The sequence below is a fragment of the Alcaligenes faecalis genome, assembly GCF_005311025.1.
Lineage (GTDB): Bacteria > Pseudomonadota > Gammaproteobacteria > Burkholderiales > Burkholderiaceae_B > Alcaligenes > Alcaligenes phenolicus.
Genome location: NZ_CP031747.1, coordinates 1,664,389 through 1,689,829, shown reverse-complemented (window position 1 = coordinate 1,689,829; position 25,441 = coordinate 1,664,389). Strand labels below are relative to the sequence as shown.

The 25,441-nt window shown below is 56.8% G+C and carries 29 protein-coding genes; 20 read left to right on the top strand and 9 right to left on the bottom strand.

Features of this window, described 5'->3' with window-relative positions:
* Nucleotides 1–71 precede the first annotated feature (71 nt).
* Nucleotides 72–713: a DsbA family protein gene (locus tag D0C27_RS07695; RefSeq protein ID WP_137430711.1), complete on the top strand. Its 642-nt coding sequence runs from the start codon at nt 72–74 to the stop codon at nt 711–713.
* Between the two features lie 85 nt (nt 714–798).
* On the opposite strand, the gene D0C27_RS07690 is transcribed toward D0C27_RS07695, so the two are convergent.
* Nucleotides 799–2,598 (bottom strand): autotransporter outer membrane beta-barrel domain-containing protein, encoded by a 1,800-nt coding sequence (locus D0C27_RS07690; protein WP_137430710.1) that lies wholly within the window; start codon nt 2,596–2,598, stop codon nt 799–801.
* Nucleotides 2,599–2,858: 260 nt separating this feature from the next.
* Nucleotides 2,859–3,509, bottom strand: a complete 651-nt coding sequence (locus tag D0C27_RS07685) for a carbonic anhydrase (RefSeq protein WP_022983244.1) — start codon at nt 3,507–3,509, stop codon at nt 2,859–2,861.
* Nucleotides 3,510–3,617: 108 nt separating this feature from the next.
* On the opposite strand from D0C27_RS07685, the gene cynR reads away from it, so the two are divergent.
* Nucleotides 3,618–4,505, top strand: a complete 888-nt coding sequence (gene cynR, locus D0C27_RS07680) for a transcriptional regulator CynR (protein WP_009462356.1) — start codon at nt 3,618–3,620, stop codon at nt 4,503–4,505.
* Between the two features lie 45 nt (nt 4,506–4,550).
* Here the strand turns inward: cynR and D0C27_RS07675 are convergent, their stop codons facing one another.
* Nucleotides 4,551–5,087: an ureidoglycolate lyase gene (locus tag D0C27_RS07675; protein WP_137430709.1), complete on the bottom strand. Its 537-nt coding sequence runs from the start codon at nt 5,085–5,087 to the stop codon at nt 4,551–4,553.
* A gap of 222 nt (nt 5,088–5,309) precedes the next feature.
* Here D0C27_RS07675 and ccmA point away from each other — a divergent pair, with 222 nt between their 5' ends.
* From ccmA to D0C27_RS07625, 10 genes are read left to right on the top strand one after another with little or no spacing between them, the layout of a single operon-like run.
* Nucleotides 5,310–5,930 carry a cytochrome c biogenesis heme-transporting ATPase CcmA gene (ccmA, locus tag D0C27_RS07670; protein WP_137430708.1) on the top strand — a complete coding sequence of 207 codons (621 nt, stop codon included), beginning with the start codon at nt 5,310–5,312 and terminating at the stop codon, nt 5,928–5,930.
* Nucleotides 5,924–6,592 carry a heme exporter protein CcmB gene (gene ccmB / locus D0C27_RS07665; RefSeq protein WP_022983243.1) on the top strand — a complete coding sequence of 223 codons (669 nt, stop codon included), beginning with the start codon at nt 5,924–5,926 and terminating at the stop codon, nt 6,590–6,592. Before ccmA ends, ccmB begins: the two co-directional genes overlap by 7 nt.
* Before the next feature lie 5 nt (nt 6,593–6,597).
* A complete protein-coding gene (ccmC, locus tag D0C27_RS07660; protein WP_083054157.1) occupies nt 6,598–7,329 on the top strand; it encodes a heme ABC transporter permease CcmC in 732 nt (243 codons plus the stop codon).
* A complete protein-coding gene (ccmD, locus tag D0C27_RS07655) occupies nt 7,329–7,514 on the top strand; it encodes a heme exporter protein CcmD (protein ID WP_080655600.1) in 186 nt (61 codons plus the stop codon). The genes ccmC and ccmD overlap by 1 nt, the downstream gene beginning before the upstream one ends.
* Entirely contained in the window at nt 7,507–7,956 is a 450-nt protein-coding gene (ccmE, locus tag D0C27_RS07650; protein ID WP_022983242.1) for a cytochrome c maturation protein CcmE, read from the top strand. Before ccmD ends, ccmE begins: the two co-directional genes overlap by 8 nt.
* Nucleotides 7,953–9,920 (top strand): heme lyase CcmF/NrfE family subunit, encoded by a 1,968-nt coding sequence (locus D0C27_RS07645; protein ID WP_137430707.1) that lies wholly within the window; start codon nt 7,953–7,955, stop codon nt 9,918–9,920. Before ccmE ends, D0C27_RS07645 begins: the two co-directional genes overlap by 4 nt.
* Nucleotides 9,917–10,447, top strand: a complete 531-nt coding sequence (locus D0C27_RS07640) for a DsbE family thiol:disulfide interchange protein (RefSeq protein ID WP_009462261.1) — start codon at nt 9,917–9,919, stop codon at nt 10,445–10,447. The genes D0C27_RS07645 and D0C27_RS07640 overlap by 4 nt, the downstream gene beginning before the upstream one ends.
* A complete protein-coding gene (locus tag D0C27_RS07635; RefSeq protein WP_009462259.1) occupies nt 10,444–10,917 on the top strand; it encodes a cytochrome c-type biogenesis protein in 474 nt (157 codons plus the stop codon). The genes D0C27_RS07640 and D0C27_RS07635 overlap by 4 nt, the downstream gene beginning before the upstream one ends.
* The gene (gene ccmI / locus D0C27_RS07630; protein ID WP_022983240.1) at nt 10,914–11,789 is read left to right on the top strand and encodes a c-type cytochrome biogenesis protein CcmI; all 876 of its coding nucleotides are present in this window, start codon (nt 10,914–10,916) and stop codon (nt 11,787–11,789) included. Before D0C27_RS07635 ends, ccmI begins: the two co-directional genes overlap by 4 nt.
* A gap of 1 nt (nt 11,790) precedes the next feature.
* Nucleotides 11,791–12,528 (top strand): cytochrome c biogenesis CcdA family protein, encoded by a 738-nt coding sequence (locus D0C27_RS07625; RefSeq protein WP_170978553.1) that lies wholly within the window; start codon nt 11,791–11,793, stop codon nt 12,526–12,528.
* A 64-nt stretch (nt 12,529–12,592) separates the two neighbouring features.
* On the opposite strand, the gene D0C27_RS07620 is transcribed toward D0C27_RS07625, so the two are convergent.
* From D0C27_RS07620 to D0C27_RS07605, 4 genes are all read right to left on the bottom strand, one after another.
* Nucleotides 12,593–13,342, bottom strand: coding sequence for an SDR family oxidoreductase (locus D0C27_RS07620; RefSeq protein ID WP_137430706.1), 750 nt, complete (start codon nt 13,340–13,342; stop codon nt 12,593–12,595).
* A 117-nt stretch (nt 13,343–13,459) separates the two neighbouring features.
* Nucleotides 13,460–14,524 carry a bifunctional DNA-binding transcriptional regulator/O6-methylguanine-DNA methyltransferase Ada gene (gene ada / locus D0C27_RS07615; RefSeq protein ID WP_137430705.1) on the bottom strand — a complete coding sequence of 355 codons (1,065 nt, stop codon included), beginning with the start codon at nt 14,522–14,524 and terminating at the stop codon, nt 13,460–13,462.
* Nucleotides 14,525–14,754: 230 nt separating this feature from the next.
* On the bottom strand, nt 14,755–14,949 hold the full coding sequence (locus D0C27_RS07610; protein ID WP_022983238.1) for a heavy-metal-associated domain-containing protein: 195 nt from the start codon (nt 14,947–14,949) through the stop codon (nt 14,755–14,757).
* Between the two features lie 73 nt (nt 14,950–15,022).
* Entirely contained in the window at nt 15,023–15,460 is a 438-nt protein-coding gene (locus tag D0C27_RS07605; protein ID WP_137430704.1) for an Ivy family c-type lysozyme inhibitor, read from the bottom strand.
* A gap of 325 nt (nt 15,461–15,785) precedes the next feature.
* On the opposite strand from D0C27_RS07605, the gene D0C27_RS07600 reads away from it, so the two are divergent.
* From D0C27_RS07600 to serA, 7 genes are all read left to right on the top strand, one after another.
* Nucleotides 15,786–16,955 (top strand): ABC transporter substrate-binding protein, encoded by a 1,170-nt coding sequence (locus D0C27_RS07600; RefSeq protein ID WP_009462245.1) that lies wholly within the window; start codon nt 15,786–15,788, stop codon nt 16,953–16,955.
* A gap of 20 nt (nt 16,956–16,975) precedes the next feature.
* Nucleotides 16,976–17,896: a branched-chain amino acid ABC transporter permease gene (locus tag D0C27_RS07595; RefSeq protein WP_022983237.1), complete on the top strand. Its 921-nt coding sequence runs from the start codon at nt 16,976–16,978 to the stop codon at nt 17,894–17,896.
* A gap of 3 nt (nt 17,897–17,899) precedes the next feature.
* Nucleotides 17,900–18,862: a branched-chain amino acid ABC transporter permease gene (locus D0C27_RS07590; protein WP_009462243.1), complete on the top strand. Its 963-nt coding sequence runs from the start codon at nt 17,900–17,902 to the stop codon at nt 18,860–18,862.
* Nucleotides 18,859–19,680 (top strand): ABC transporter ATP-binding protein, encoded by an 822-nt coding sequence (locus D0C27_RS07585; RefSeq protein ID WP_009462241.1) that lies wholly within the window; start codon nt 18,859–18,861, stop codon nt 19,678–19,680. The genes D0C27_RS07590 and D0C27_RS07585 overlap by 4 nt, the downstream gene beginning before the upstream one ends.
* Complete coding sequence (locus tag D0C27_RS07580) at nt 19,673–20,377, top strand: ABC transporter ATP-binding protein (protein ID WP_009462239.1); 705 nt, start codon at nt 19,673–19,675, stop codon at nt 20,375–20,377. The genes D0C27_RS07585 and D0C27_RS07580 overlap by 8 nt, the downstream gene beginning before the upstream one ends.
* A gap of 275 nt (nt 20,378–20,652) precedes the next feature.
* Nucleotides 20,653–21,654 carry a cytochrome-c peroxidase gene (locus D0C27_RS07575; RefSeq protein WP_009462237.1) on the top strand — a complete coding sequence of 334 codons (1,002 nt, stop codon included), beginning with the start codon at nt 20,653–20,655 and terminating at the stop codon, nt 21,652–21,654.
* Nucleotides 21,655–21,873: 219 nt separating this feature from the next.
* Nucleotides 21,874–23,082, top strand: coding sequence for a phosphoglycerate dehydrogenase (gene serA, locus D0C27_RS07570; protein WP_035271218.1), 1,209 nt, complete (start codon nt 21,874–21,876; stop codon nt 23,080–23,082).
* A gap of 76 nt (nt 23,083–23,158) precedes the next feature.
* On the opposite strand, the gene D0C27_RS07565 is transcribed toward serA, so the two are convergent.
* Together D0C27_RS07565 and D0C27_RS07560 are read right to left on the bottom strand one after the other, a co-directional pair.
* Complete coding sequence (locus tag D0C27_RS07565) at nt 23,159–23,611, bottom strand: RrF2 family transcriptional regulator (RefSeq protein WP_035271217.1); 453 nt, start codon at nt 23,609–23,611, stop codon at nt 23,159–23,161.
* A gap of 2 nt (nt 23,612–23,613) precedes the next feature.
* On the bottom strand, nt 23,614–24,018 hold the full coding sequence (locus D0C27_RS07560; RefSeq protein ID WP_009463895.1) for a group III truncated hemoglobin: 405 nt from the start codon (nt 24,016–24,018) through the stop codon (nt 23,614–23,616).
* Nucleotides 24,019–24,361: 343 nt separating this feature from the next.
* Between D0C27_RS07560 and D0C27_RS07555 the strand changes: the two genes are divergently transcribed.
* Nucleotides 24,362–25,381, top strand: a complete 1,020-nt coding sequence (locus tag D0C27_RS07555) for a glycosyltransferase family 2 protein (RefSeq protein ID WP_060186300.1) — start codon at nt 24,362–24,364, stop codon at nt 25,379–25,381.
* The last annotated feature ends 60 nt before the right edge of the window (nt 25,382–25,441 follow it).

Genomic DNA, 25,441 nt, shown 5'->3' with positions numbered 1-25,441 from the left:
GTCTGGGGGCTAGGATCAGGAGTGCCGTTTCTCTCCCATTCCGGGAAGCCACACCATTTTTAGGGAATGTCATGAACACGTTCAATTTGCCTGCTCGCTCGATTGTGTATGTGCAGGATGTGTATTGCGGCTGGTGCTGGGGTTTTGCCGAACGCATGGTCGAGTTCGAAGCGGCCAATAAGCACCGCATTCCTTTTACTGCTGTCTCGGGTGGCTTGTTCGTGGGTGACCGGGCTGCGCCCATGTCCCGCTACCCTTATATTTCCGAATCCAACGAGCGCATCGCGCAAATGACGGGGGCGACGTTTGGGGCTGCTTATAAGGCCTTGGCAGAGGAGGGCTCGACTGTCATGGATTCACTGGAAGCGGCCACGGCCTTGGCGGTGCTGCGAGCGCAAGATCCGGAGCAGGCCATTCATTGGGTGCACGAGTTGCAGCAGGCTTTCTACTTGAACGGACGCAGCTTGTCTGATCAGGAGGTCTGCCTGGGAATCGCTGCTGCCAATGGCCTGGATGTAGATGCTGTGCGACGCCGTTTGACTGACGGTTCAGGCCGGGAACAAGCCTTGGCTGATTTTGCCTTGGCACGGGCTTTGGGCGCGCAATCCTATCCGACCTTGCTGTTTGTGGATGGTCGAAAAGTGACAAAGCTACCGGCGGTTGGTACTCCTTTGGAAACGCTGAATCAGACCCTGGATTCCTTGTTGGGCTGATCAGCAGATCGGTACGTAAAGCAGATTGAAATTGCGGCATCCTGGCCAGGCCAGGATGCCGCAATAGTTGTGAAGACTTGCCGACTTAGAAGCGGTAAGCCGTATTCAGGTACAAGGCTGTTTGAGCGCTGGTGCCTTTACCAACCTGGGTGCTGACACCGGCTCCCAGCGTCCAGTTATTGCTTAGCTGACCCGTCGCACCCAATTCCAACAGGCCTGTGTCACGCACGCGCTCCTGATCCGTAGGCAGATAAAAGTGGTGGTGGTTGTAGACGCCGTCCTGCAAGCGTGCGCCCAGCAGCTCTGCCGGTTTCCTGAATTCATGCAGCCACTGTGCGGAGGCATAAACGGCCCACTGATTGCTGACAGCAACATTGATCTGGTAACCGAGGCTGCTTTGTACCGAAGTCTGGTCCTGAGCATCAAAACCCATGGAGGTAGACAAACCTCGGCCATCTTCCGACAGAGCCTTGATCTTGGACTTCTGCATGCTCAGGCTTAACAACGGGCCATGGGTGACGGCACCGGCCTGCCAGTCGTAACCCGTGCTGATCTTGCCGCCGTATTGGCTGCCACCTGCTTTGGCCTGGTGTTCGCGCGTAGCGGCACCCAGACGGATATGACGGCGGGTTTTATTGTCCAGATCGCTGTAGAAAAGCTGGGCGTTCACCCATAGATTCTCGGCCTGCCAGCGGCCGTACAGACCAGCGGACTGACGCTTCTGGCTATAAGTGCCTTTTTCGTCCGTATCGCCATCCAGATTGTCGTAAGACAGGTAGGCACCGACCGTCCAATCAGCCAGACGCTTATCCAAACCCAGCTTCCAGGCTGCTTGCGTGCCATCAAGATGTGAGTTCGCACTGCTGCCATTGCGCGTGATGGCCTCTCCCTGGAACCAGACTGCCAGATCTCTGTCTTGTGACGAACTGACCGTTTGCAGACGACGGTCAATGTGCTGCATTTGCATCTGCCCGGCGGTATTGGCTGCGGAGGCCAGCATGGCGACCTGACTGGGGGCGCTGACGACAGCGTGGGCATAGTCGGCAATAACAGCATGGCCGCCTGACGTGGGGTGGACACCATCAGCAAATAGATAGTTCTGGTCTGCACCAGGAGCCACCAGATCGGCAGGCGTACACAGGCGAGAGGACACACTGCCGCAAGCTGCTGTATTGACGTTGCTGAAGCCGTAGGCCTGCGGGTCGGCAGCCACTTCATGCAAGAGTGCCGAGACGTTCAAGGGAATGATATTGGCAGAGCTGGAACTGAGCTGCTGGGTAAACGCCTGGTTGTAGCTGTCACTGAGCAAGGTGGCGATACCCGCGCTGATAGGGGAGCCGGCGAACTCTGGAGTCATGCCCAGATCAGGAATGTTGGGGACCAGAATGTAGCGAGCGCCCGCTTGCGATAGCGTGTTGATCAAGGCGGCTTGATTGCCGACGGAATCAGCCACGATTTGGGACATATTGAACGGATCTTTTACGGCGGCAAACAAGTCATTTGCGCCACCCCAGACGGTGTACAGGGCCTGTCCGTCCAAGCGTCCATTGTGCATGGCCAGCAGTTGAGCGGTCTGCGTGGTCATCGCGGGCAAAGGGGGATTAGTGGGGCTGGGAGGCTTGCTGGGATCCAGCAGCTCATCGACAGCCACGCGGGCTCCGCCGACGGCATAGTTGCTACCACCTTGGCTGCTAGGGGCCGCGTCGGTTCCCAGTTTCTGAGCCAGTACCTGGGACCAGACCTGGCCAGGATTGGTGGTAAAGCGCGAGCCGAACTGCCCACTGTCAGTCAGGCTGTCGCCGATAAAGTAGGTGTTGGAGAAGCCTTGTGCCTGTGTCCCGGCATGCAAGGCCATCAAGGCCAGGGCAAGACATGTTTTTTTCATTGTTCAGCCATTAAAAAAGAGTCTCCGAGCGGCATGTTCTGAACAGCGCTTTGCTTGTTATATCCTGATGTTCAAGATGAACGCGCGACCCGGATGGAACAGAGGGATGAAAAGATCATCGGTTCAGGACCATCATAGTGGGGAGGCGTTTATTCCTGACACAGACAGGCACAGGTTTTTGAGGGGGGGATAAACGTAGGCAGGTAGCAAAAAAAACGCCATGCAAATGCATGGCGTTTTTTATTTTGTCCGCTAGGAACTTATCGGCGTACCAAGGGAGCAGCACATACATCCGGGTTGTCAGCCAGGGACACAAATTTCATGCTGCCACCGTCATAGGCGTCGATCGTGCCCGACTCAATGTCGTAGACCCAGCCGTGCAGGGTCAAGCGGCCTTCGGACATGGCCAGACGCACGGAAGGGTGAGTCTGGATATTGGCCAACTGGGCCACCACGTTCTCACGCACCATGGAAGAGATGCGTTCCTGCTCGTTGGCGTGGGTGCGGGCTTCATTCACCAAGCGGGCCGAGTCGGCGTAGCGTAGCCAGTGTTCTACAGCGGGCATATGGTCCAGGCACTGACAGGAGGCAATGGCGGTCATGGCACCACAATCCGAGTGTCCACAAATCACGACGTCGGATACACGCAGGGCGGACACGGCGTATTCCACGGAGGCGGTCACACCACCGGGTTCCGGGCCGTAGGAGGGAACGATGTTGCCAGCGTTACGAATCACGAACAGATCGCCGGGTTCACGTTGTGTTACCAGCTCGGGGACCAGACGGCTATCGGAGCAAGAGATAAACAAAGCGCGGGGGTTTTGTTGTGTGGCCAGATTTTTGAAGAGCTTGGCGCGCTTGGGATAGGCTTCCCGTTGGAATTTCAGGAAACCGTCGATAATGTCTTTCATCCTTGTCCTTGTAGTTCGGCTTGGATAGAAGATTAACCCTTCAGGGTCATAAGGTAAAATACCGATTTCTGATGCTTTGCATTGGGTTTGCTTATAGAAGGGTCCCTTATGCTTTTGCGCCATCTTAATTATTTTCTGGCGGTTGCCCAGTATCAAAGCTTTACCCGCGCCGCACGCGCCTTGCACGTGTCTCAACCGGCCTTGTCTCAGCAGGTACGCCAGCTGGAAGAACATCTGGGCGCACAACTGTTTGATCGCACCGGACGTCTTGTGCGTTTGACGGATGCGGGCGAGGTCTACTTGCGCTATGCCCGGCAAGCCTTGCAGGATCTGGAAGAAGGGCGGCGGGCCTTGCATGACGTCAGCGATTTGAGTCGAGGCTCCTTGCGAGTGGCGGTGGCGCCTACCTTTACGTCTTACTTGATTGGCCCTCTGGTAGAGGCCTTTTACCGCCGTTATCCCAATGTGCGCCTGGTGGTGCAGGAAATGCTGCAGGAGCGTGTGGAAACGCAATTGGTCGAAGACGAGCTGGATATTGGTATCGCTTTTGAAAAGCCGACTTCGGCTGCCGTGGAGTTTCAGCCTTTACTGGTGGAGACGCTGGCGTTGGTGATGAGCCGCACGCACCCCTTGGCCGAGCGCCGCAGCATCGATAGGGACACGCTGATGCGTGAGTCTTTGGTTTTGCTGACGCCCGAGTTTGCCACGCGTGGGCAGATCGAACGCCATTGTCGTCAGCATGATCTGGATTTGAAGGTTTCGATGGAGTCGAACTCGCTCAATGCCGTGATCGAGGTGGTTCGGCGCACGGGTCTGGCGACCTTGTTGCCTGCCGCGATTGCCGGCAATAGCGAGTATTTGGTGGCTGTGAGTCTGGACCCGGCCCCGCCGCAACGGCGGGCCATTTTGATGCAGCGCAAGGGCGCCTATCAATCTGCTGCAATGCGCGCCTTTATTGAGCTGGCGCTGAAATACGGCGCGGCATCGACGTTTTGATGCGGGTGTCGGGCAGAGCGATGGTCGCGCTCTGCTGCGGGCACCTTATAGCGCCACCACCACGCTTTGTTCCAGAGGACGCAACTCGCTTTCCGTGGCGGGTTCGCCCTCGTTCAAATGGGCGACCAGATCTACCGTGGTAGAGATGCGCGTCAACATCAGACAGGCCACTTCACCCCCAGCAACCCGACTGCTGTGCCAGCAACCGGGTCGCATGCACACACCTTGTCCTTGAGGGATACGGAAGGCTTTCAGGGTGGACAGATCCGGGCCGCCTTCGGCTTTGCTTTCGGCCACGATATGGACTACTTCGCCAGTCAGCGGGATCAGTGCCTGTTGCGTCAGCAGGTGGTTTTCCAGGGTCGTGATGTTGGGGTCTTGAATGCGGTAATTCACCCATAGCACTTCGGTCTGACCGCTTGGACCTGTGTCAAACGCATGTTCGTGCCAGAAGTCAGTGGCGGCATTGCTGAAGGCGGCCGTCACCGGCGCCGTGGCCAGACCTTTACCCAACATCCAGCCATAAGGAGCAAAAGCCTCGGGGCTGAGGGGCTGGGGAGTCAGGGTGATTGGGGTGCTCATGGTTTATTGCTCAAAGAAAGTACTAAGGCAGCATCTTATCAAGAATGCAGCCTTGAACCCGGATTGGCCTAGATCAATAAGCTTGAGTTTCTCGTGGGTATTGTGGAACTAAGTAAAACATCCCCTGTCTTGAAGAGGGCTCGTCTTTACTTAGCGAGCTAAGCAAGCCGCCTTTTTTCAGGGGCGGCTTCGCTCTGTTTGCTTTCTTGACAAGGGGTTGCTGTGCTTCAAGCTGTTTCGCTGACCTGTAGACGGGGCCAGCGTCGTGTGTTCTCCGAGCTGAGCCTAAGGCTTGAGGCTGGCCAATGTTGTTTGGTCAGTGGGCCCAATGGCAGCGGCAAAACCAGCTTGTTGCGTATCCTGGCCAATATCGCCCAGGCCGACGAAGGCCAACTGATCTGGCACGACCGTCCCGTGCAAAGCAACGATAGCGATTACCGACGGCAGCTGGTGTATGGCGGACATGCGCCTGGACTCAATAGCAGTTTGTCGGTGCAAGAAAATCTGGACAGCCTGCTCATGCAGGATCGCGTTCCCCTAGAGCGGGACGCTTGCGACCAAGCGTTGTTGGCTGGCGGTTTGCTGGCTTACCGTCGTGTGCCTGTACGGCAACTGTCAGCCGGACAACGTCGCCGCGTGTTTCTGGTGCGCCTGTCCCTGAGCAATCGCCCCTTGTGGATTCTGGACGAGCAGCTGACTGCGCTGGACAGCGCCGGTCAGAAGTTTCTGGGCGAGTTGATTGCGCAGCATCTGCATAAGCAGGGCGCTGTCATTCTAACTAGCCACCAGACCTTGCCCTGGGATTTGAAGGTGCTGCACCTGGATTTGGGGCAGGCATGTTGAGTCTCTTTTTAGCCTTGATGAAGCGTGAGTGGCGCCTGGCGATGCGTCGCCCCGGCGATGTCCTGATTCCACTGGTTTTCTTTTTGGTGGTGTGCAGCCTGTTTCCCTTGGGTGTGGGGGCGGATGCGGCCTTGCTGTCCAAGATGGCGCCTGGCGTGCTGTGGGTGTCGGCCTTGCTGGCCACCATGCTGTCGCTAAGCCGCCTGTTTGAACAGGACGAGCAGGATGGTGCACTGGAGCAGGTTCTGTTTTCTCACCTGCCGCTTAGCCTTTGGGTTTTGGGCAAGGTGCTGGCACATACCTTTTTGACAGGCTTGCCCTTGCTTTTGCTGGCTCCGATTCTGGGGCTGCAATTCAGTCTGCCTACGTCCAGCCTGGGCGTGCTGATGCTGTCCCTGGCGCTGGGCCTGCCCGTTCTGACCTTGTTGGGGGCGATTGGCGCGGCTTTGGTGTTGGGCCTGCGCTCGGCAGGGGTTTTGCTGGCTTTATTGATTTTGCCCTTTTACGTGCCCGTGCTGGTTTTCGGGGCGGGGGCGGTGCAAGCGGTTCAGGCCGGATTGGGTGCGCAAGCGCATCTGTCCGTTCTGGCCGCTTTTTTACTGTTGGCTTTGTTCTTTGCGCCACCTGCTACGGCAGCGGCGTTGCGCCTTGCTCTTGAGTAAATTCCATGAACTTTCTGTATCGCTACGCCGCTCCTCAAAACTTCTATGTTCTGGCCGGACGCATTATCCCGTGGGCTGCCATCCTGGCCTTTCTGCTGTTTCTGGTCGGCGCTTATGTAGGCTTCTTTTTGGCCCCGACTGATGCCCAGCAAGGCGAAGGCTACCGCATCATTTTCCTGCATGTGCCCGTGTCCTGGATGTCCATGCTGATCTATCTGGCCATGGGTTTCTGGTCCTTGATCTGCCTGGTTTTCAATAGTCGTACCGCCGCCATGATGGCAGCCGCGCTGGCCCCGACCGGGGCGATCTGTACGGTCTTGTCCCTGGTCACCGGAGCCCTGTGGGGCAAGCCTATGTGGGGCGCCTGGTGGGTCTGGGATGCCCGTCTGACCTCCGAATTGTTGCTGCTGTTCCTGTACATGGGTTTCATGGGCTTGCGTGGTGCCATCGACGACCCGCGCCGGGCGGACAAAGCCGCTTCCATCCTGGCCTTGGTCGGGGTGGTGAATGTGCCCGTTATCTATTTCTCGGTGCAGTGGTGGAACACCTTGCATCAGGGGGCTTCGGTATCGCTGACCAGCTCGCCATCCATGGCCACCGTCATGCTGACAGGCATGTTGCTGATGAGTCTGGCCATGTGGTGCTACAGCATTGCTATCGCACTGTACCGGGTGCGCAATTTGATTCTTGAACGTGAGGCGCATACCGCCTGGGTTCGCAACTTGACGGAGGGCTGATGATGCATTGGTCGAGTGTGGGCGATTTTTTCGCTATGGGCGGCTATGCCGTGTATGTGTGGGGCTCGGTGCTGGCCTGTACCGTGTTGATGCTGGGTGAAGTGCTCAGCGTCCGGGCAGGGCGGGCACGGGCCTGGCAGCGGGTACGTGACGAGCGCGCCCTGGGGGACCAGCGCCATGACTAAGCGACAAAATCGTCTGGTCCTGATTCTGGGCGCATTGATCGTGCTGGGGGCGGCAACCGCCCTGATCCTCAATGCCTTCCAAAGCAGCCTGGTGTTCTTTTTTACCCCTACTGAAGTCAGCCAGGGGCAAAGCCCTGAAAACCGGACCTTCCGGGTGGGCGGCATTGTGCAGATGGACAGCATTCGCCGTGGTGGCGCCCAAGGCATGGCCGTGAACTTTGTGGTGACAGACGGCGCGGCCCAGGTGCCTGTCAGCTATACGGGAATTTTGCCGGACCTGTTTCAAGAGGGGAAAGGCGTGGTGGCTCAAGGTCGCTTGAACGAGCAGGGCCATTTTGTGGCGGAAGAAGTGCTGGCCAAGCACGATGAAAACTACATGCCGCCCGAGGCCATGCATGCCATGGAGCAGGCCGAGCGCGCGAAACAAGGAGCCCAGCCATGATCCCGGAGCTTGGACACTTTGCCCTGATTCTGACTTTTGTACTGGCGCTGGCCCAAGGCATTGTGTCCTTGTATGGTGCCTGGCGTGGCAATTTGGCCTGGATGGCTTTTGCACGTCCCGCAGCCCGCTGGCAATTCGGTTTGGTGGCCTTCAGCTTGCTGTGTCTGGCCTGGTCCTTTGTGAGCTTTGATTTCTCTGTTGCCTATGTGGCGCAGAACTCCAGCACCAAACTGCCTTTGTTCTACCGGATTGCTGCTGTGTGGGGCGGGCATGAGGGCTCGCTGCTGCTCTGGATGTTCATGCAAACGGGTTGGGCCTTTGCTGTCAGCATTTATTCGCGTTCCTTGCCGGAAGCCATGCTGGCCCGTGTGCTGGGTGTATTGGGTCTGATTACCGCCGGTTTTCTGCTGTTTGTGTTGGTTAGCTCCAACCCCTTTGAGCGCATGTTCCCGGTTCCGGCTGAAGGCCTGGATCTGAATACGCTCTTGCAGGATATTGGCCTGATTGTTCACCCTCCCTTGCTGTATATGGGCTATGTGGGCTTTTCGGTGGCCTTTGCTTTTGCGATTGCCGCTTTGCTGGCAGGCCGTCTGGACGCCAGTTGGGCACGTTGGTCGCGTCCCTGGACAACCTCGGCCTGGCTTTTTCTGACCTTGGGTATTGCCGTAGGTAGCTGGTGGGCCTATTACGAGCTGGGTTGGGGCGGCTGGTGGTTCTGGGACCCGGTAGAGAACTCCTCGTTTGTGCCGTGGTTGGCGGGTACCGCCCTGATTCACTCGTTGGCGGTCACGGAGAAACGTGGCAGCTTCAAGAACTGGACCGTGTTGCTGGCAATCAGCACCTTCTCGCTGTCCATTTTGGGCGCTTTCCTGGTGCGCTCCGGCGTGCTGACCTCAGTACACGCGTTTGCTACAGATCCGGCCCGAGGTGTGTTCATTCTGAGTCTGTTCGCCGTCATTGTGGGCAGCTCCCTGATCCTGTTTGCCTGGCGCGCACCGCGTGTCGGAGCAGGTGGGCAGTTTGCCGTGGTGTCGCGTGAGTCCTTGCTGCTGGTCAACAACGTTTTGCTGGTAGTGGTGACGGGCACGGTGCTGTTGGGCACCTTGTATCCCCTGATTATGGATACGCTGGGCCTGGGCAAAATCTCCGTGGGGCCACCTTATTTCAACAAGGTGTTTGTGCCTTTGATGATCCCGGCTCTGGTTCTGATCGTGTTTGGCGTCATGGCGAATTGGAAGCGTGCCAGCATGATGGATATGGTGCGCCAACTGGCCCTGGTGATCGTGTTCAGTATCGTGCTGGGTGCAGCCATTCCTTTGTTGTACGGCCAGTGGCAGGGCACCGCCGCCTTGGGCGCGGGTTTGGCCATGTGGATTGTTTTGGGCAGCTTGTTTGATGTGGTCAAGCGTGTGCGCGCCACGCGTTCCGGCGTGTTCTCGCAACCACGCAGTTGGCTGGGTCAGCACCTGGCCCACATCGGGGTCGCTGTCTTTGTCCTGGGGGTGACCATGGTCAGCCACTACGAGACAGAAACCGATGTCTTGTTGCAACCCGGTCAGACGGCGCAGGTGGGCGCGTATGACGCGCGCTTCCAGGGCGTGCGTATTGTGCCGGGCCCGAACTATTCGGCCGAACGCGGCACGGTAGAACTGCTGCAGGATGGCAAGGTGGTGTCCACCTTGTATCCGGAAAAGCGCACCTATCTGTCCTCGGCCTTGCCCATGACGGAATCGGCCATTAACGCCAATGGTTTGCGTCATATTTACGTGGCGCTGGGCGACAACTTTGATCAGGGCGGTTGGAGTGTTCGTCTGTACTACAAGCCTCTGGTGGACTTTATCTGGCTGGGTTGTTTGCTGATGGCCTTGGGCGGTGCGCTGGCAATCAGTGATCGACGTTATCGCGCCAAGCAAACCCGTGCCGCTGTGCAAAACAAAGCCATGAATACGCAGGTGCAGGCATGAACCGTTTTACTGTTCCCTTGATCGGTTTTGTACTGTTGCTGGTATTTCTGGGCATTGGTTTGACCTTGAAGCCCAGCGAAGTGCCTTCGCCCTTGGTCGATAAACCGGCTCCGGCGTTCAGCCTGCCTCAATTGCACAATCCCGAAGCCAGTTTTTCGGGTGAGCAAATGAAGGGACGCGTCTGGTTGCTGAACGTGTGGGCCTCGTGGTGCTACCCGTGCCTGACCGAACATGCTTTCATCAAAGAGCTGTCCACCAAGCACAAGGTGCCGATTGTGGGCTTGAACTACAAGGACGTACCTGAAGAAAGCCGCGAGTGGCTGCTACGCAATGGCAATTCTTATGAAGTCTCTGTCATGGACAGGGACGGTCGTGTGGGCATTGATTTCGGTGTGTACGGTGTGCCGGAAACCTTTGTGATCGACAAGCAGGGCATTGTGCGCTTCAAGCACATAGGCCCCGTGTCGCGTGAATCCATGGAGGAAACCTTGTTGCCTTTGATCCGTCGTTTGGAGCAGCAGCCATGATGATGCGTCAATGGATGGTGGCCTTGATGGCCAGTGTGTGGTTTCTGGTGCCGGCGGCGCAGGCCCAGTCGGGGGAACAGGGCGCCCAGGAATCGGTGATGCTGGAAATTGCGGCCGAGCTGCGTTGTCTGGTGTGCCAGAACGAATCCATTGCGGCATCGCGTGCCGAGCTGGCGGTGGACTTGCGTCAGCAGATCATGGAGCAGTTGGGGCAGGGGCGCAGCCCCGATCAGATTCGCACGTATATGGTGGATCGCTATGGCGACTTCATTTTGTATCGCCCGCCCTTTAAATCCACCACCTTGCTGCTCTGGTTCGGGCCAGCTCTGTTATTGCTGACTGGCTTTCTGGTCTATGCCTTTACGCTGCGCCGTCGACGCCGCGCGGGTGATGACACGGCCTTGACCGAGGAACAACGTCGTCAAGCCGATGCTCTCTTGCAGGGCTCTTCTCGGGATGAACAATCGTGACTATTGTTTTTTATATTGTGGCCGCGCTACTGGTGCTGCTGTGCGCGGTGTATTTGATGTTGAGCGTCAAGCGCAAGCCCGCCGTGCAGCGTGTGGTTGAACACAAGCAGGCCAATCTGGCGATTTTGCGTGAGCAGCTCAAGGAAATCGAACGGGACAAGCAGGCCGGTGTCTTGTCTGCCCAGGACTTTGAACAGGCGCAGATGGATTTGCGCCAGCGTGTGCTGGAAGAAAACGAAGGGCTGAAAACGGAATCTGTGCAGCAAGCAGGCGCACCGAAGCTGGCCTGGACCTTGATGGTCAGCATTCCGGTCGCGGCTATCGCCTTGTACTTTTATCTGGGCAATCCGGCCATGCTCGATCCTGCCGCCGTGCAGCAGCAAGCCAACGCACAGCCCGTGGATATTGAGGCCATGGTGGCCCGTCTGGAGCAGCGTCTGAAAGAAAACCCGGACGATCCGGGCGCCTGGTTGATGATGGCCCGTTCACATCGCTATTACGGCCGCCATCAGGAAGCGACACAGGCGTATGCCAAGGCCATGGCCGTGGTGGATGGAGACCCGACGGCATTGGCTGAGTATGCGGAATCCATGCTGCTGGCCGGTGTCGATACCTTGGACGGTTTGCCGGGTCGTTTGGTCAAGCGATCGCTGGAGCTGTATCCCGAAGAGCCATTGGGCTTGATGCTGGCCGGCGCTGCCGCTTTGCATAAAGAGGAGTATCCGGCTGCGATCGACTACTGGCAGCGTTTGCTGGCGCAGTTTCCACCCGATTCGGAAACCGCCAAGGTCGTGAACCAGGGCTTGCAACTGGCGCGCGAACGTATGCGTATGCCGGCCGCCCCTGCAGCGGAACCTGCCACGGCCCCTTGATATGGAAATAGTGTCTTTGGATTTGGGCCTGATCGCCCTGATAACGGCGTTTCTGGCGGGGATGGCTTCGTTTCTCTCCCCCTGCGTCTTGCCCTTGGTTCCCGGCTATCTGTCTTATCTGGCCGGGGACGGGCAGGTGTATACGCAGGTCAAGCGCAGCCAGCTACTGGGCCGCAGCGTTTGTTTTGTGGCTGGCTTTTCGCTGGTTTTTATCGCCTTGGGAGCCAGCCTCTCTTACCTTGGTCAGCTGTTGATGGCCTATCGCTATGAGTTGAATGTGGCGGCAGGTGTCATGGTGGCTTTGGCGGGCTTTAGTGTGATGGGGGTGCTGCGCATGCCCTTGAGTCTGCAACGCTACTATCGCTTTGAATCCGGCAAAGCGGCAGGCCCTGGCGGGGCAACGGTAATGGGGCTGGCGTTCGGCTTTGGCTGGACTCCCTGCATCGGCCCGATTCTGGCGGGCATTTTGATGATGGGAGCCAGCACGGCCAGTGCGGGCAAGGCCAGTATCCTGTTGTCCGTCTACGCTTTGGGTCTGGGCGTACCTTTCATCCTGGCCGCCTGCTTCCTGACCCCCTTCTTGCAGCGCATGACCCAGATCAGGAAGATCGGGCGCTATGTGCGCTGGGGGGCGGGTCTGGTGCTGATTGTGATGGGTTGGGCCATGGCAACCGGCGAGCTGGCGCGGTTTGCTATCTGGGTGCTCAAGACATTCCCGGTGTTAGGGCAACTGGGCTAACAAGCCTCAGTATTTGCCTGTTATCAGTGTGGTGCTTCATCAGCTATCAGGAAGCACCGCATTGTCACTTCACGGCCGCATTGCCTCCATCCGCGAACAAGGCGGAGCCGGTCACAAAACTGGACATGGAGCTGGCCAGAAAGAGCGCTGCGGACGCAATTTCTTCAGGTTGGGCGATTCGCTTCATGGCGTGCAGCCCCGCCGCCCAATCCTTGGTGCTCTGATCCCCGGCAATGTCTGTGTCAGTTCCGCCAGGCAATAGAGCGTTAGCTCGTATTCCTTGCGCCGCATAGTCCGCCGTGATGCCTTTGACCAGTCCCATGAGTGCCGCTTTGGCGGCACCATAAGCGCTCATCCCGGGTAGGCCGACACTGGTGCCCACAAAGCTCGAGGTGAACACAATCGAGCCGCCACCGCGATGGAGCATGGCTGGAATCTGGCTACGGGCACCCAGAAAGGCTGCCTCAAGATTGGTATCCAGTGTTGTTTGCCATTCTTCCAGTGACATCTCGGCCAGCGGCTTGAGGGCACCGACAATACCGGCGTTATTGATCGCAATATCCAGCCCACCGAATCTGCTGTTCGCGGCTTCGATCAGTTGCTCATGGGTTTCAGCCTGCGTAATGTCCCCCGCCACAAACTCGGCACGGCCGCCAGACTGCCGGATATCCTTGGCGACGGCCTCAAGCAATGAGCCACGCCTTGCCGTAAGAACAAGCGCCGCTCCCTGCTCAGCAAACATCAATGCGATGGCGCGTCCAATACCAGAGGATGCGCCGGTAACAAGGGCAACTTTTCCATCAAGCAAAGCCATGAGTGAAATCTCCTGTATTTCTATTGGGAGCTCACATCGTATGTGTCCTGGCCTGACGGGGAACTCCGTTTCTTGCCTTCAAAACCCGTTCTTGATGATGGGGCAGGTAGCCGACTATCAGTCTTGTACTTCGCGGCGTAGCAGTTCACGTTTTCGGTCTACCCCCCAGCGGTAACCGGCCAGATCGCCATCCCGGCGTACGACGCGGTGGCATGGGATGGCTACGGCGATGTGGTTGTTGGCGCAAGCCTGGGCCACGGCACGCACAGCTTTGGGCGAGCCTATGCGTTCGGCGATGTCGGTGTAGCTGACGGTGACGCCTGGCGGGATCTCACAGAGCGCGCGCCAGACTCGTTCCTGGAAGGCCGTTCCTTGTACATCCAGTGGCAGGTGCAATCCAATAGAGGGCGTTTCGATGAAGCCCACGACTTGAGCGATCAATTGCTCGAAGTCCCCGTCGCAGCCGATGATTTCGGCTTTGGGAAACTGATCTTGCAGGTCACGAACCAGTTGATCGGGATCGTCGCCCAGCAAGATGGCGCAGATGCCGCGTTGGCTTTGGGCTACCAGAATCGCTCCTAGAGAGCACTGACCTACAGCGAAACGGATGACAGCACCGGCCCCTCCAGCCCGGTAGTCCCGTGCACGCATGCCTAACAGCTGTTCAGAGGCTTCGTAGAATCGGCTGTTGGAGTTGAATCCGCTGTCGTAGATCGCATTGGTGATGGTCGTATCCGGACTGCTCAGTTCCTCGCGCAGTCTGCGAGCACGATAGGCCGAGCTGTATGCCTTGGGCGTCAGACCTGTTTCGGCTTTGAACAGCCGATGAAAATGGAAGGGGCTTTTGCCCACCGCGGCTGCCAGCGTGTCCAGCGAGGGCGGCGTCTCCGAAGTTTCGATCAGGCGGCAGGCACGAGCCACGATGGCGGCCCGTTCGGCTGCGGCGCTGGTTTGAGAGCCATGTGTCCTACGGCTATAACGATAGCCTGCTGCTTCAGCGCTCTGGGGCGAATCGAAAAATTCGACATTCTCGCGCTTGGGCAACCGTGTTGTTGAGCTGGGTTGGCAGTACACGCCTGTGGTACGCACCGCATAGACGAACTGGCCATCGGCAGCGCGGTCTCGCGCCTGCACAGCCGCCCAGCGCTGATCGTCGGTTTTGTAAGCAGAGTTCGTAGTCATAGGGCAGGGATCCTGACATCATCAATTACGAAGCCAGAATACGCGGGTCTTTCATCGCAAGCACTCCGATTCTTGCGGTCAATATTGACAGACCCGGCTGACACCACACAAGAGCCTGTCAGTTGTTGACGGTATGTGCGTGCTAAACGAAGCAGCATGAAAAAAAGGCCGGTATCAACCGGCCTTTTTATTGGCTCTGAAGCGCTGGCACCTTGAAAGGCGCATTGTGCTTACAGGGCGCTGGGGGTGTAACCCGCTTCTTCAATCACTTTCAGGGCTTGTGCGCCATCCAGACCTTGAACGGTAACCTGGTGTTTTTCCAGATCCGTGCTGACGGTGGCTTGAGGGGCGACAGCCTGAATGGCTTCAGTGATGCTGCGTACACAGTGGCCGCAGGTCATGTCGGGTACGGAGAAGGTGGACATAGCTGACTCCTTTGATAAAAACAATGGAGTCAGCTTAAGGCTTGCCACGGGGGCAAGGTCAAGTGCTGTTTTTTTAAAACAGGGCCGGTGACATCAGGCGGATCTGATCAAATTCGGGATTGCCCAGCCATTGAATCTGGCTGCTGGCCAAACCTGGGCCTGATTCCTTGTTTTCCACAAAAGCACCGTAGGAGATGGTCTGCTTTTGGGTGTCCAGTAGCACTACGTAGCTGGAGCTGGTGCAGTCATGGGGTTTGCAGCCCTGGAAAACCTGGTAGTCGCGGCCATCCAGAGACACGGTTTCGCCCGGCGAAGCCGTACCGAAATCTTTAACCCAGCTGGCGTTTTTGGCGACGTCCTGCATCAGGCTCTGATACTGCTGGGCCACTTGCTTGTTGGACTTGGCCAGGTCAGCCAGATAAACGGATTCCGAGGACTGTGCATTGCTCAGGAAAGGAACGAGCAGGGCGCTGCCAAGGACAAGGCGGCACAGAGAATGGGAAATACGCATGGGATCTCCAATAATGAGGCGAGCCTTCAGTTTAGCAGCGCGCTTAGTGCGGGATTGTTAACAAAATCAAGGAAAACCTGCATAAACGGCTATCCCTACAGTCGTTATAGTGCTTATCCGTCCATGGGATTGGCACGGGGCTTTGTTTCCTGTCGAATTACCAGGGCATTTGAGGGGTGTAGGTAAAAACCACAGCTTGCCAGCAAAATTGTTTCATAACTAAACTATTTATAAATGAATGGTTGGCATAGTTGAATTTGTAGTTCGATCTGCTGTGCATCTTATTTAAAGACAGCCTATAAGCGCGGTGGCGCAAGGAGATAACATGAAACGTATTGCATTGACCGTAGCTCTGGCGGCGGCTTTTGGCGGTTCTTTGGCTCATGCCGATACCATCAAAGTGGGGATGGCAATGGACACATCCGGTCCGTTCGCTGCCGTTGGTGGTGAAGTTCGTGATGGCTTTAATCTGGCCATCAAACAACTGGACGGCAAGCTGGGCGGTTTCCCGGCCGAGTTCATTCAACAAGATATGGCCGGTAATCCCGACCAGGCCCGCCAATTGGTCAATCGCTTCGTGCAGCGCGACAAGATCGACTTCTTTACCGGCCCCGTGGGTTCCAACGTAGCCCTGGCAGTGGCTCCCGCTCTGTTCTCGGCCAAAGTGCCCTACCTGACCAGCAATCCGGGTCCTAGCCAATTGGCCGGTGCCGGTTGTAATCCGTACTTCTTTGGCGTGTCCTACCAGAACGATGCCTTTGACGAGGCCGCCGGTAAAGTGGCTGCGGATCGCAACTACGAAAAAATGTTCATCATTGCCCCTGATTATCCAGCCGGCAAGGATCACCTGAACGGCTTCAAGCGTGGTTACGGCAAACCCGTCAACGACGAGCTCTACACCAAGCTGGGCCAGATTGACTACTCGGCTGAACTGGCACAGATCCGTGCGGCCAAGCCCCAGGCCGTGTTCTTCTTCCTGCCCGGCGCCATGGGCATCAACTTCATCAAACAGTTCGTGGCCGCTGGCCTGAATAAAGATGTGGTGTTGCTGGGCCCAGCCTTCTCGGGTGACGAGGACATCATCCCCGCCGTGGGCGAGCCTATCCTGGGCATGTTGAACACGGCTCAGTGGTCGCCTGACCTGGATGTTCCTGCCAACAAGACCTTTGTGGAAGAGTTCCGCAAAGCCTACGACGGCCGCTATCCATCGGTTTACGCTGCTCAGGCCTATGACGTGATTCTGGCTATCGACGCCGCCGTCAAACAGGTTGATGGCAAGGTGTCCGACCGCGAAGCGGTGCTCAAGGCACTGAAAGCCGCCGACTACAACTCGGTTCGCGGCCCATTTACCTACGGCAACAACAACTTCCCCGTGCAGGCTTATTACTTGCGTGAAGTGGTCAAGGATCAGGACGGACGTCTTGTGAACCGTATGGTCAGCAAGGTGTTTGACTCCTACCAGGACGTCTACGCCAAAGAATGCAAACTTAATTAAGATTCACAGGTGGTAAAAGCATGTCGCTTATTCTGATTAGCGAGCAATTGCTGAATGGTTTGCAGTTTGGTTTGATGTTGTTTCTGATTGCCGCGGGCCTGACTTTGGTCTTCGGCATTATGGATATCATGAACCTGGCCCACGGCTCCCTCTATATGGCGGGAGCCTATGTGGCCGCGGAAACCATGCAGCGTACAGGGTCTTTTACCGCCGCCATTGTGGTGGCGGTGGCGGTGACAGCCCTGGTCGGTATTGCCTTGGAAATTCTCATTCTGCGCAAGCTGGTCACTCGTGATCACCTGGCTCAGGTACTGGGAACCTACGCCGTTATTTTGATCGCCAATGATGTGGTCAAAATGATTTGGGGCCCAACCCCCGTTATGTTGAATATGCCTGCCTTGTTGTCCGGGCCGGTAGAACTCTTGCCTGACTTTCTCTATCCCGCCTTCCGTCTGATGATTATTGCGGTCGGTCTGGTGATGGCGCTGGCCCTGTATGCCTTCGTGACCAAAACACGAGCTGGGGTGCTGGTGCGAGCAGGTGCCTCCAACCGACAAATGGCCACCCTGATGGGGGTACGCGTTCCCATCCTGTTCCTGGGTGTGTTCACTCTGGGAGCCGCTCTGGCTGCGCTGGCTGGTGCCTTGTTGGGTCCGATTACCGCGGTTCAGATCGGTATGGGCGAGGACATTCTGATCCTGGTTCTGGTCTGCATCGTGATTGGCGGGATTGGTTCGATTCGTGGCGCGTTTGTAGGTGCCTTGCTGGTGGGTATGGTTGATACCGCTGGCCGTGCATTCCTGCCCATGTTGCTGCGTAACGTTTTCCCGGCAGATGTGGCTTCCAGCGTCGGTCCTACGATTGCCGCCATTTCGATCTATGTCCTGATGGCTGTTGTTCTTGTTTTCCGTCCTTCGGGCCTGTTCCCGGCGCGAGGTTAATGTATGTCTACTTCGCGTATTTTTTCCGCCCTGGTGCTGGTGGCCTTATTGGCTTTCCCCTTGATTGCACCGATGTACGGACTTGAGTTCTACATTTCGTTTGTACGCCGTATCTTCATCTATGCCCTGGCTGCCAGTGCCTTGAATCTGGTGCTGGGTTATGGCGGGATGGTGGCCCTGGGCCATGCCGCGTTTTTTGGGGCAGGGGCCTACACCGTGGGTATCCTGGCTACCGAAGGCGTGCAAAGTGGTCTGATTGCCTGGCCTGCCGCCATGGTGATCTCCGGCTTGCTGGCTTTCCTGACCGGTGCCGTGTCGCTGCGTACTCGTGGTGTGTACTTCATCATGATCACGCTGGCGTTTGCCCAGATGATCTTTTATCTGTTCATTTCCTTGCGCCAGTACGGTGGCGAGGACGGCCTGAACATGTACAGCCATTCATCCTTGCCCGGGATTGATCTGAGCAATGAGCTGAGCTTTTACTACCTGGTTCTGGCTATTCTGGTGGCGGTGCTGTTCCTGTTCAATCGTCTGGTTAAAGCCCGTTTCGGGCAGGCCTTGATGGGCACGCGTGAAAACGAAAGCCGCATGACAACCTTGGGTTACCCCGTCTACCGCATTCGCCTGACGGCTTACACCTTGAGCGGCGCCATCATGGGTCTGGCCGGTGCCTTGCTGGCTAACCACAACCTGTTTGTCTCGCCTAGCCTGATGAACTGGACCCAGTCGGCTGACCTGATCATCATGGTGCTGGTGGGGGGGATTGGCTTGCTGTATGGCGGTGCTCTGGGCGCGTTCGTGATGTTGGTGCTGGAAGAGTTGCTGCGCAACTGGACCGAGTACTGGCACATGCCTTTGGGTATCTTGTTGCTGCTGGTGGTGTTTTTTGCACCCAAGGGGCTGGCCGGACTGGTGCGTGTCCGCTCGGCCGCTGATCCCGCTACTACCGCCAAGGAGCAAGCATGACGAACACGATAGCAACCGCCTCCAAGGCGGGCAGCGGCTCGGCCGCTTTGCAAGCCCGTGGTCTGATGAAGCGCTTTGGTGCTTTGCAGGCTACCAACGATGTGTCCCTGGACCTGGTGCCTGGTGAAATTCATGGTTTGATCGGCCCGAACGGCGCAGGTAAATCGACCCTGATTCATTTGCTGTCGGGCACCTTGACTCCGGATTCGGGCCAGCTCTTGCTGGGTGGCCGGGATGTGACTTCCTTGTCGGGTCACCAGCGTGTGGCTGCCGGTCTGGCACGTTCGTTCCAGATCACCAACATCTTCAAGAACTACACGGTCCTGGATAACCTGGTGCTGGCTTTGCAGGCATGCAGTGGCAGCAGCTTCCGCTTCTGGCGTGCTCGTCAGGCGGAAACCGAGCTGTACGAGCAAGCCCGTGCTTTGGCCGCCGAATGTGCCATTGATGCGTCCTTGCTGCATACCCAGGCCGGTGTGTTGCCGCATGGAGAGCAGCGCAAGGTGGAGTTCGCCCTGGCTTTGGCCAGCCGTCCGCAAGTTCTGCTGCTGGACGAGCCTATGGCCGGGATGGGGCCGGACGAAACGCTGCGCCTGACTGAATTGATCGAAACCATGCGTGGCAAAGCCACCATGTTGCTGGTCGAGCATGATATGGAAGCCGTTTTCCGTCTGGCTGACCGGATTTCTGTGCTGGTGGCGGGGCACATTATTGCTACCGGCACGGCTGCCGAAATCCGCGATAACGAGGCTGTGCGTCAAGCTTATCTGGGCGACGACGACACGCCAGTTCCAACCAAGGTGGAAAGCCATGCTTGAAACGACTCAATTACAAAGCGGCTATGGCGCCAGCCAGGTGCTGTTCGGGGTAGATCTGTCCATTCGTAGCGGGCAGGTTGTGACTGTGCTGGGCCGTAATGGCATGGGCAAGACCACCTTGCTGAAAACCATTCTGGGCCAGTTGCCGGTGCGCGGCGGCGATGTGAAGTTCGACGGCCAGTCCATTGCGGGCTGGAATCCGGACCGTATTGCCCGTGCCGGGATTGCCATTGTGCCCGAAGGGCGTCAGTGCTTTCCCAACCTGACCGTGGCCGAGCACCTGACGGCCTTTGCCTGCAACCGCAACCCCAAAGCCAACAAGACCTGGACGCCCGAGCGTGTCTATGACTTTTTCCCGCGCTTGCGTGAGCGTGCGTCCAATATGGGCAACCAGCTCTCGGGCGGTGAACAGCAAATGCTGGCCATTGGCCGTGCGCTGGTCACCAACCCCAAGCTGCTGATTCTGGATGAAGCCTCCGAGGGACTGGCGCCCAAGGTGCGTGAAGAAATCTGGAACTGTCTGGCCGTCTTGCGTGAAGAAGGGCAAACCATCTTGCTGATCGACAAATATGTCGAGCGGCTGATGGCCTTGTCGGATCACCACATCATTCTGGAACGTGGCAAATTGGTCTGGCAGGGGAACTCCGAAGCATTGGGGGCTGATCGCACCTTGTGGACGCGCTATTTGGGCGTGTAAAAAAACACAAACTGCAACAATCCCAAGATGCCGCCTGCTTGATTGCAGGCGGCATTTTTTATGCGTTTCGTCAAGGCGCTATAGGGGATTGTGGCGGAGTAGTTGCACTTTCTTCTGAAAGTTCCCTAAGCATCTCTGGAAAGATTATTTCCTTGCGATGTATCAATGTGTAATGAAATGGCATTCCTTACGATGTCCATAAGGCCAGCAGGGTTATGGGTCCTAACCGGACCACTCACTGGCAGGAAGCTCTGTCATCCCATAAGGAAGTTGTTATGAAATTACGCCTGTTCACTCTCTCTGCTCTGGCCGCCGGTCTACTGCTCGGCAGTGCCGCGCAAGCCCAGGAAAATGAGCCTGTACAGCCGATTCCCGCCGCAGTTGTCACTGATCCGGCACGCGTTGAACTGGGCAAGAAGCTGTGGTTTGAACCTCGCCTGTCCCGTTCTGGTTTCATCTCCTGTAACTCCTGTCATAACCTGAGCATGGGTGGCACGGACAATATCCGTACCTCCATCGGGGATCGCTGGCAGGAAGGCCCCATCAACTCGCCTACCGTCCTGAACTCCAGCCTGAACGTGGCCCAGTTCTGGGATGGCCGTGCCAGCGACCTGAAAGAGCAGGCCGGTGGCCCGATTGCCAACCCCAAGGAAATGGCGTTCACACACGAGCTGGCCATGGAGTTCCTGAGCTCCATCCCCGAGTACAAGGCCGAGTTCAAGCAAGTCTTTGGCAAGGCCGACTTCGGCATTGATGAAGTCACCTCCGCAATTGCCGCCTTTGAAGAAACCTTGGTGACGCCCGATTCGCGCTTTGACCTTTGGCTGAAGGGCGACAAGAAAGCCATTACCGATCAGGAGCTGGCTGGCTATCAACTGTTCAAGAATAGTGGTTGCGTGGCCTGCCACAACGGTCCTAATCTGGGCGGTACCTCCTTCCAGAAAATGGGTCTGATCGAGCCGTACCAAACCACCAACCCGGCTGAAGGCCGTGCGGCTGTGACGGGTAAGGATGCTGACCGTTTCAACTTCAAGGTTCCTACCTTGCGTAACGTCGAGCTGACCTACCCTTACTTCCACGATGGTGCCGTCAATACCTTGACTGAAGCAGTGGATACAATGGGTCGTCTGCAGTTGGGTCGCAGTTTCTCTGCAGAGGAAAATGCCCAGATCGTCGCGTTCCTGAAAACGCTGACGGGCAAACAGCCTGAAATCGTGCTGCCAATTCTGCCACCTTCGCGTGACAACACACCACGTCCGGTGCCATTTGGTTCTTGATAGCAGGCTATTCAGGCGGCTTTTCATGAGCTAGGCCGCCTTGAAGTGACCCAGGTCCTGGATTTTTTATTTTCCTGGCCTGGGTTTTTGTATTTGGCTGTGGATTCATGGCCTTGCTTGGTTTCAAGACAAGAATCCCCTGCTGTTATTGTTGATGCTCGATCAGGCGGGCTAAAAAAATAGTACCATTTAGATACTATTTCAATGACTGGAACCATCATGAGTCGCATTGTCCTGTTTGAGAACATTCATCCTAGCGCCCGTGAAGTTTTTGAGGCTGCGGGTTTGACCGATATTCAGACCTACAAGGGAGCCTTGTCGGGTCAGGAGCTGCTGGACGCTGTCAAAGGCGCCGAAGTTGTCGGAATTCGTTCCCGTACCCAGTTTGACAGCCGGGTGCTGGAGCACGCAGACCAGCTCAAAGTGCTGGGATGCTTTTGTATTGGTACCAACCAGGTGGATCTGGATCAAGCCCAGAACCATGGTGTACCGGTCTTTAATGCGCCGTTCTCCAATACCCGCTCCGTTGCCGAGCTGGTGCTGGGTGAGGCCATCTTGTTGCTACGTCGTATCCCCGAGAAGAACCTGCGCGTACACCAGGGTTTCTGGGACAAAAGTGCCGATGGCGCTTTCGAGATCCGTGGCAAGACTTTGGGCGTGATTGGTTACGGCAATATTGGTTCCCAAGTCGGTACTCTGGCCGAAGCGCTGGGTATGCGCGTGCTCTACCACGATGTGGAATCCAAACTGCCGCTGAGCAATGCCCGTGTCTATGGCAGCTTGAAGCAGATGCTGGCCGAGTCCGATGTGGTCACCTTGCACGTACCAGGCGGGCAGGGCACGCACAACATCATGAATGCCGAGACGATTGCGGCCATGAAACCCGGTTCCATCCTGATCAACGCTTCTCGCGGCACGGTGGTGGATATTGATGCCTTGCACCAGGCTTTGCTTAGCGGTCATCTGGCGGGTGCTGCGCTGGACGTGTTCCCAACCGAACCGAAAAGCGTGGACGAACCTTTGAAGAGCCCCTTGATCGGTATGCCTAATGTGATCCTGACGCCGCATATTGGCGGTAGTACTCAGGAATCCCAGGAAAACATTGGCCGTGAAGTGGCCGAGAAACTGGTTAGCTATTTGCGTAGCGGCGCTACCAAGGGCGCGGTGAACTTCCCCGAAGTGTCTTACTACGACATCCAGGGTGCTGTGCGCCTGCTGCATGTTCATCGCAACGTTCCCGGCGCGATGGGTGGCTTGAACAATATTCTGGCCCAGCACGGTATCAACATCACCCGCCAGCAGCTGCAAACGCAAGGCGAGTTGGGTTATGCCATGACGGACCTGGATCGTGTGCCCGAGCAGGGGTTGCTGGAAGCTGTGCGTGCCCATCCTGGTACTGTACGGAGCGATCTGATTTTCCCGGCTTGAAGCGGTAGTCGGACCCTAAACAGACGGCCCCGGATTCTTTTGAATCCGGGGCCGTCTGCTATCCGTCCGTCTGCGATCAGGCCGAGTGCATGGACTTGGTGGGCCAGGCAATCGTCTGTTCCGGGCTGCTGCCGGGCACAATAATGTCGCGCAAGGTGTAGTTATCCAGATAACTCAGGAACTGGGCCAGCGCCTGTTTAAGGATATTGCTCAGGTTGCAGCGACCGCTCAGGATGCAGTGGGTGCCGCTGCCCAGGCACTCCACCACCGCCAGATCGGTTTCGGTATAGCGCACCAGCTCGCCCAGGTTGATGTCTTCCGGCGCACGGGCCAGCCGCATTCCGCCGTTTTTCCCGCGCTGTGTCTGAATCCACCCGCCCTTGGCGAGCAGGTGGGTGACTTTCATCAGATGGGCTTGGGAAATCTGGTGGTACTGGGCAATTTCCGCGATGGTACAGAGCCTGTCTTCGTTCTGACCCAGATACATCAATTGACGCAGGGCGTAGTCGGTAAGGTTGGTCAGACGCATGATCAGGGCAGTTGCAGCTCGCTGGCCACTTGAGTGGGGTTGTGCTGGAACTGGTAGCCAAACCAGAAGCTGCGGGCGATGCGCTGGGCATATTCCAATGCCAGCGCGGCCATGGCCTGGTTTTCACGCTCCTGGCAGGTTTCCTTGAACAGGCGTAGCCATTGTTCAAAGTGGCTGGCCTGAATATGCTTGAGCGACAAATGCTTGGCCATGGGATTGCCATTGAAGCCATCGGTCTTGAGCAATAGAGATGACCAGAACTCTTCCATTACGCCCAGATGCGTATCCCAATCCTTGATGCGCTCGGAGAAAATGGGGCCGAGGACGTCGTCCATGCGGATGCGATCGTAAAAGTCCCAGACCAGGTCATGAATTTCCTGGCGGGTACACAAAGGGTTGAGAGCCATAATATTTTGAATTTAAAGATATATATTTTATCTATCTTATTGGTATGACTCATCGGGGTCAAGCCGGAAAGAAAACGCTTGGGAACGGAACATTTTCACGCCGGATTTCACGCTGATTCAACGCTTGCTTTCCTACACTGCTTGCACGTTTCAGCGTATGGATGTTGCGTTTGCGGTGTTTGGCCAGTCTGGCCGGCTTGCAAGGGCTGTACAAGTCTTGAACGGTGCTCTTTAAGAAAGACAAGTATCACCGAAGGTAAATTGCACTAGGCGGTCTGGCGGGCTACGATTACTTTTTGTTGGCTAGACCTTGGTTTTGTTACAGCACGGTGCTCAAGGAATAATGATTACAAAACGACAGGCCCAAACGCTTTCTTGCGTTATCCCTGGTTTGAATGAAGCAGAAAACCTGCCCGCATTGCTGCCGGTTTTGGTGGCAAAGTTGCGCGAACTGGTTCCGGACTTTGAAATCATTTTCGTTGACGATGGCAGTACAGACGCAACGCCTTTGGTTATTGAGCAATTGCGTCAAACCTACCCTCAACTGGTCTATTTGCAGTTATCGCGCAACTTTGGCAAAGAGGCAGCGTTGACGGCAGGGCTGGAGGCCAGCCGCGGGCAGGTAGTCGTGTGCATGGATGCGGATTTGCAGCATCCCCCTGCCTTGATCGAAGCTATGCTGGAGCGCTGGTCTACAGGCCTGGAAATGGTCTATGCCGTGCGGGAAACCCGTGACGACGAGACCTGGATGAAGCGGGCGGGCACCAGTTTGTTTTACAAGCTGATGCGCACGTCTAACGGCTTGCGTGTGCCGCGTGATGCAGGCGATTTTCGCCTGATGGATCGCTGTGTCGTTGATGCCTTGATGGCCTTGCCCGAGCGCAGCCGCTTTATGAAAGGCTTGTTTGCCTGGGTGGGTTTTCCGTCCGAGCCCATTTACTACTCGCCTGCCGAACGCTTGCATGGTGTCAGCCGATTCCGCCCCACTAAACTATTGCGCTTTGCGGTGGATGGTTTGACGGCATTCACCACCTGGCCACTGCGGTTGTTGAGCCTGTTAGGGGCAGTGTTGGCCATGCTGTCTTTCAGCTACGGCTTGTTCATTATCTTCAAGCACTTGTTGTATGGGGATGCCGTTCGGGGCTGGGCAACCTTGATTACGGTGGTACTGTTTTTCGCGGGGGTGAATATGCTCTCGCTGGGTGTGGTGGGCGAGTATGTCGCCAGCATCTTTGCCGAGGTCAAGCACCGGCCCTTGTATCTGGTGCATCGTCGCCGGGGGCAGGGACTGGCTCAGGCCTCTGAACCGGCACCTGACCAGAAGCAGTTAGCGACCCCCGATCAGGACCCGCAGCAAGGCTGAAGGCAAGCCTGGTTTTGAAGGCAGGCCGGATCGTTTAATTGGCGAACTGCTCTCATTTGT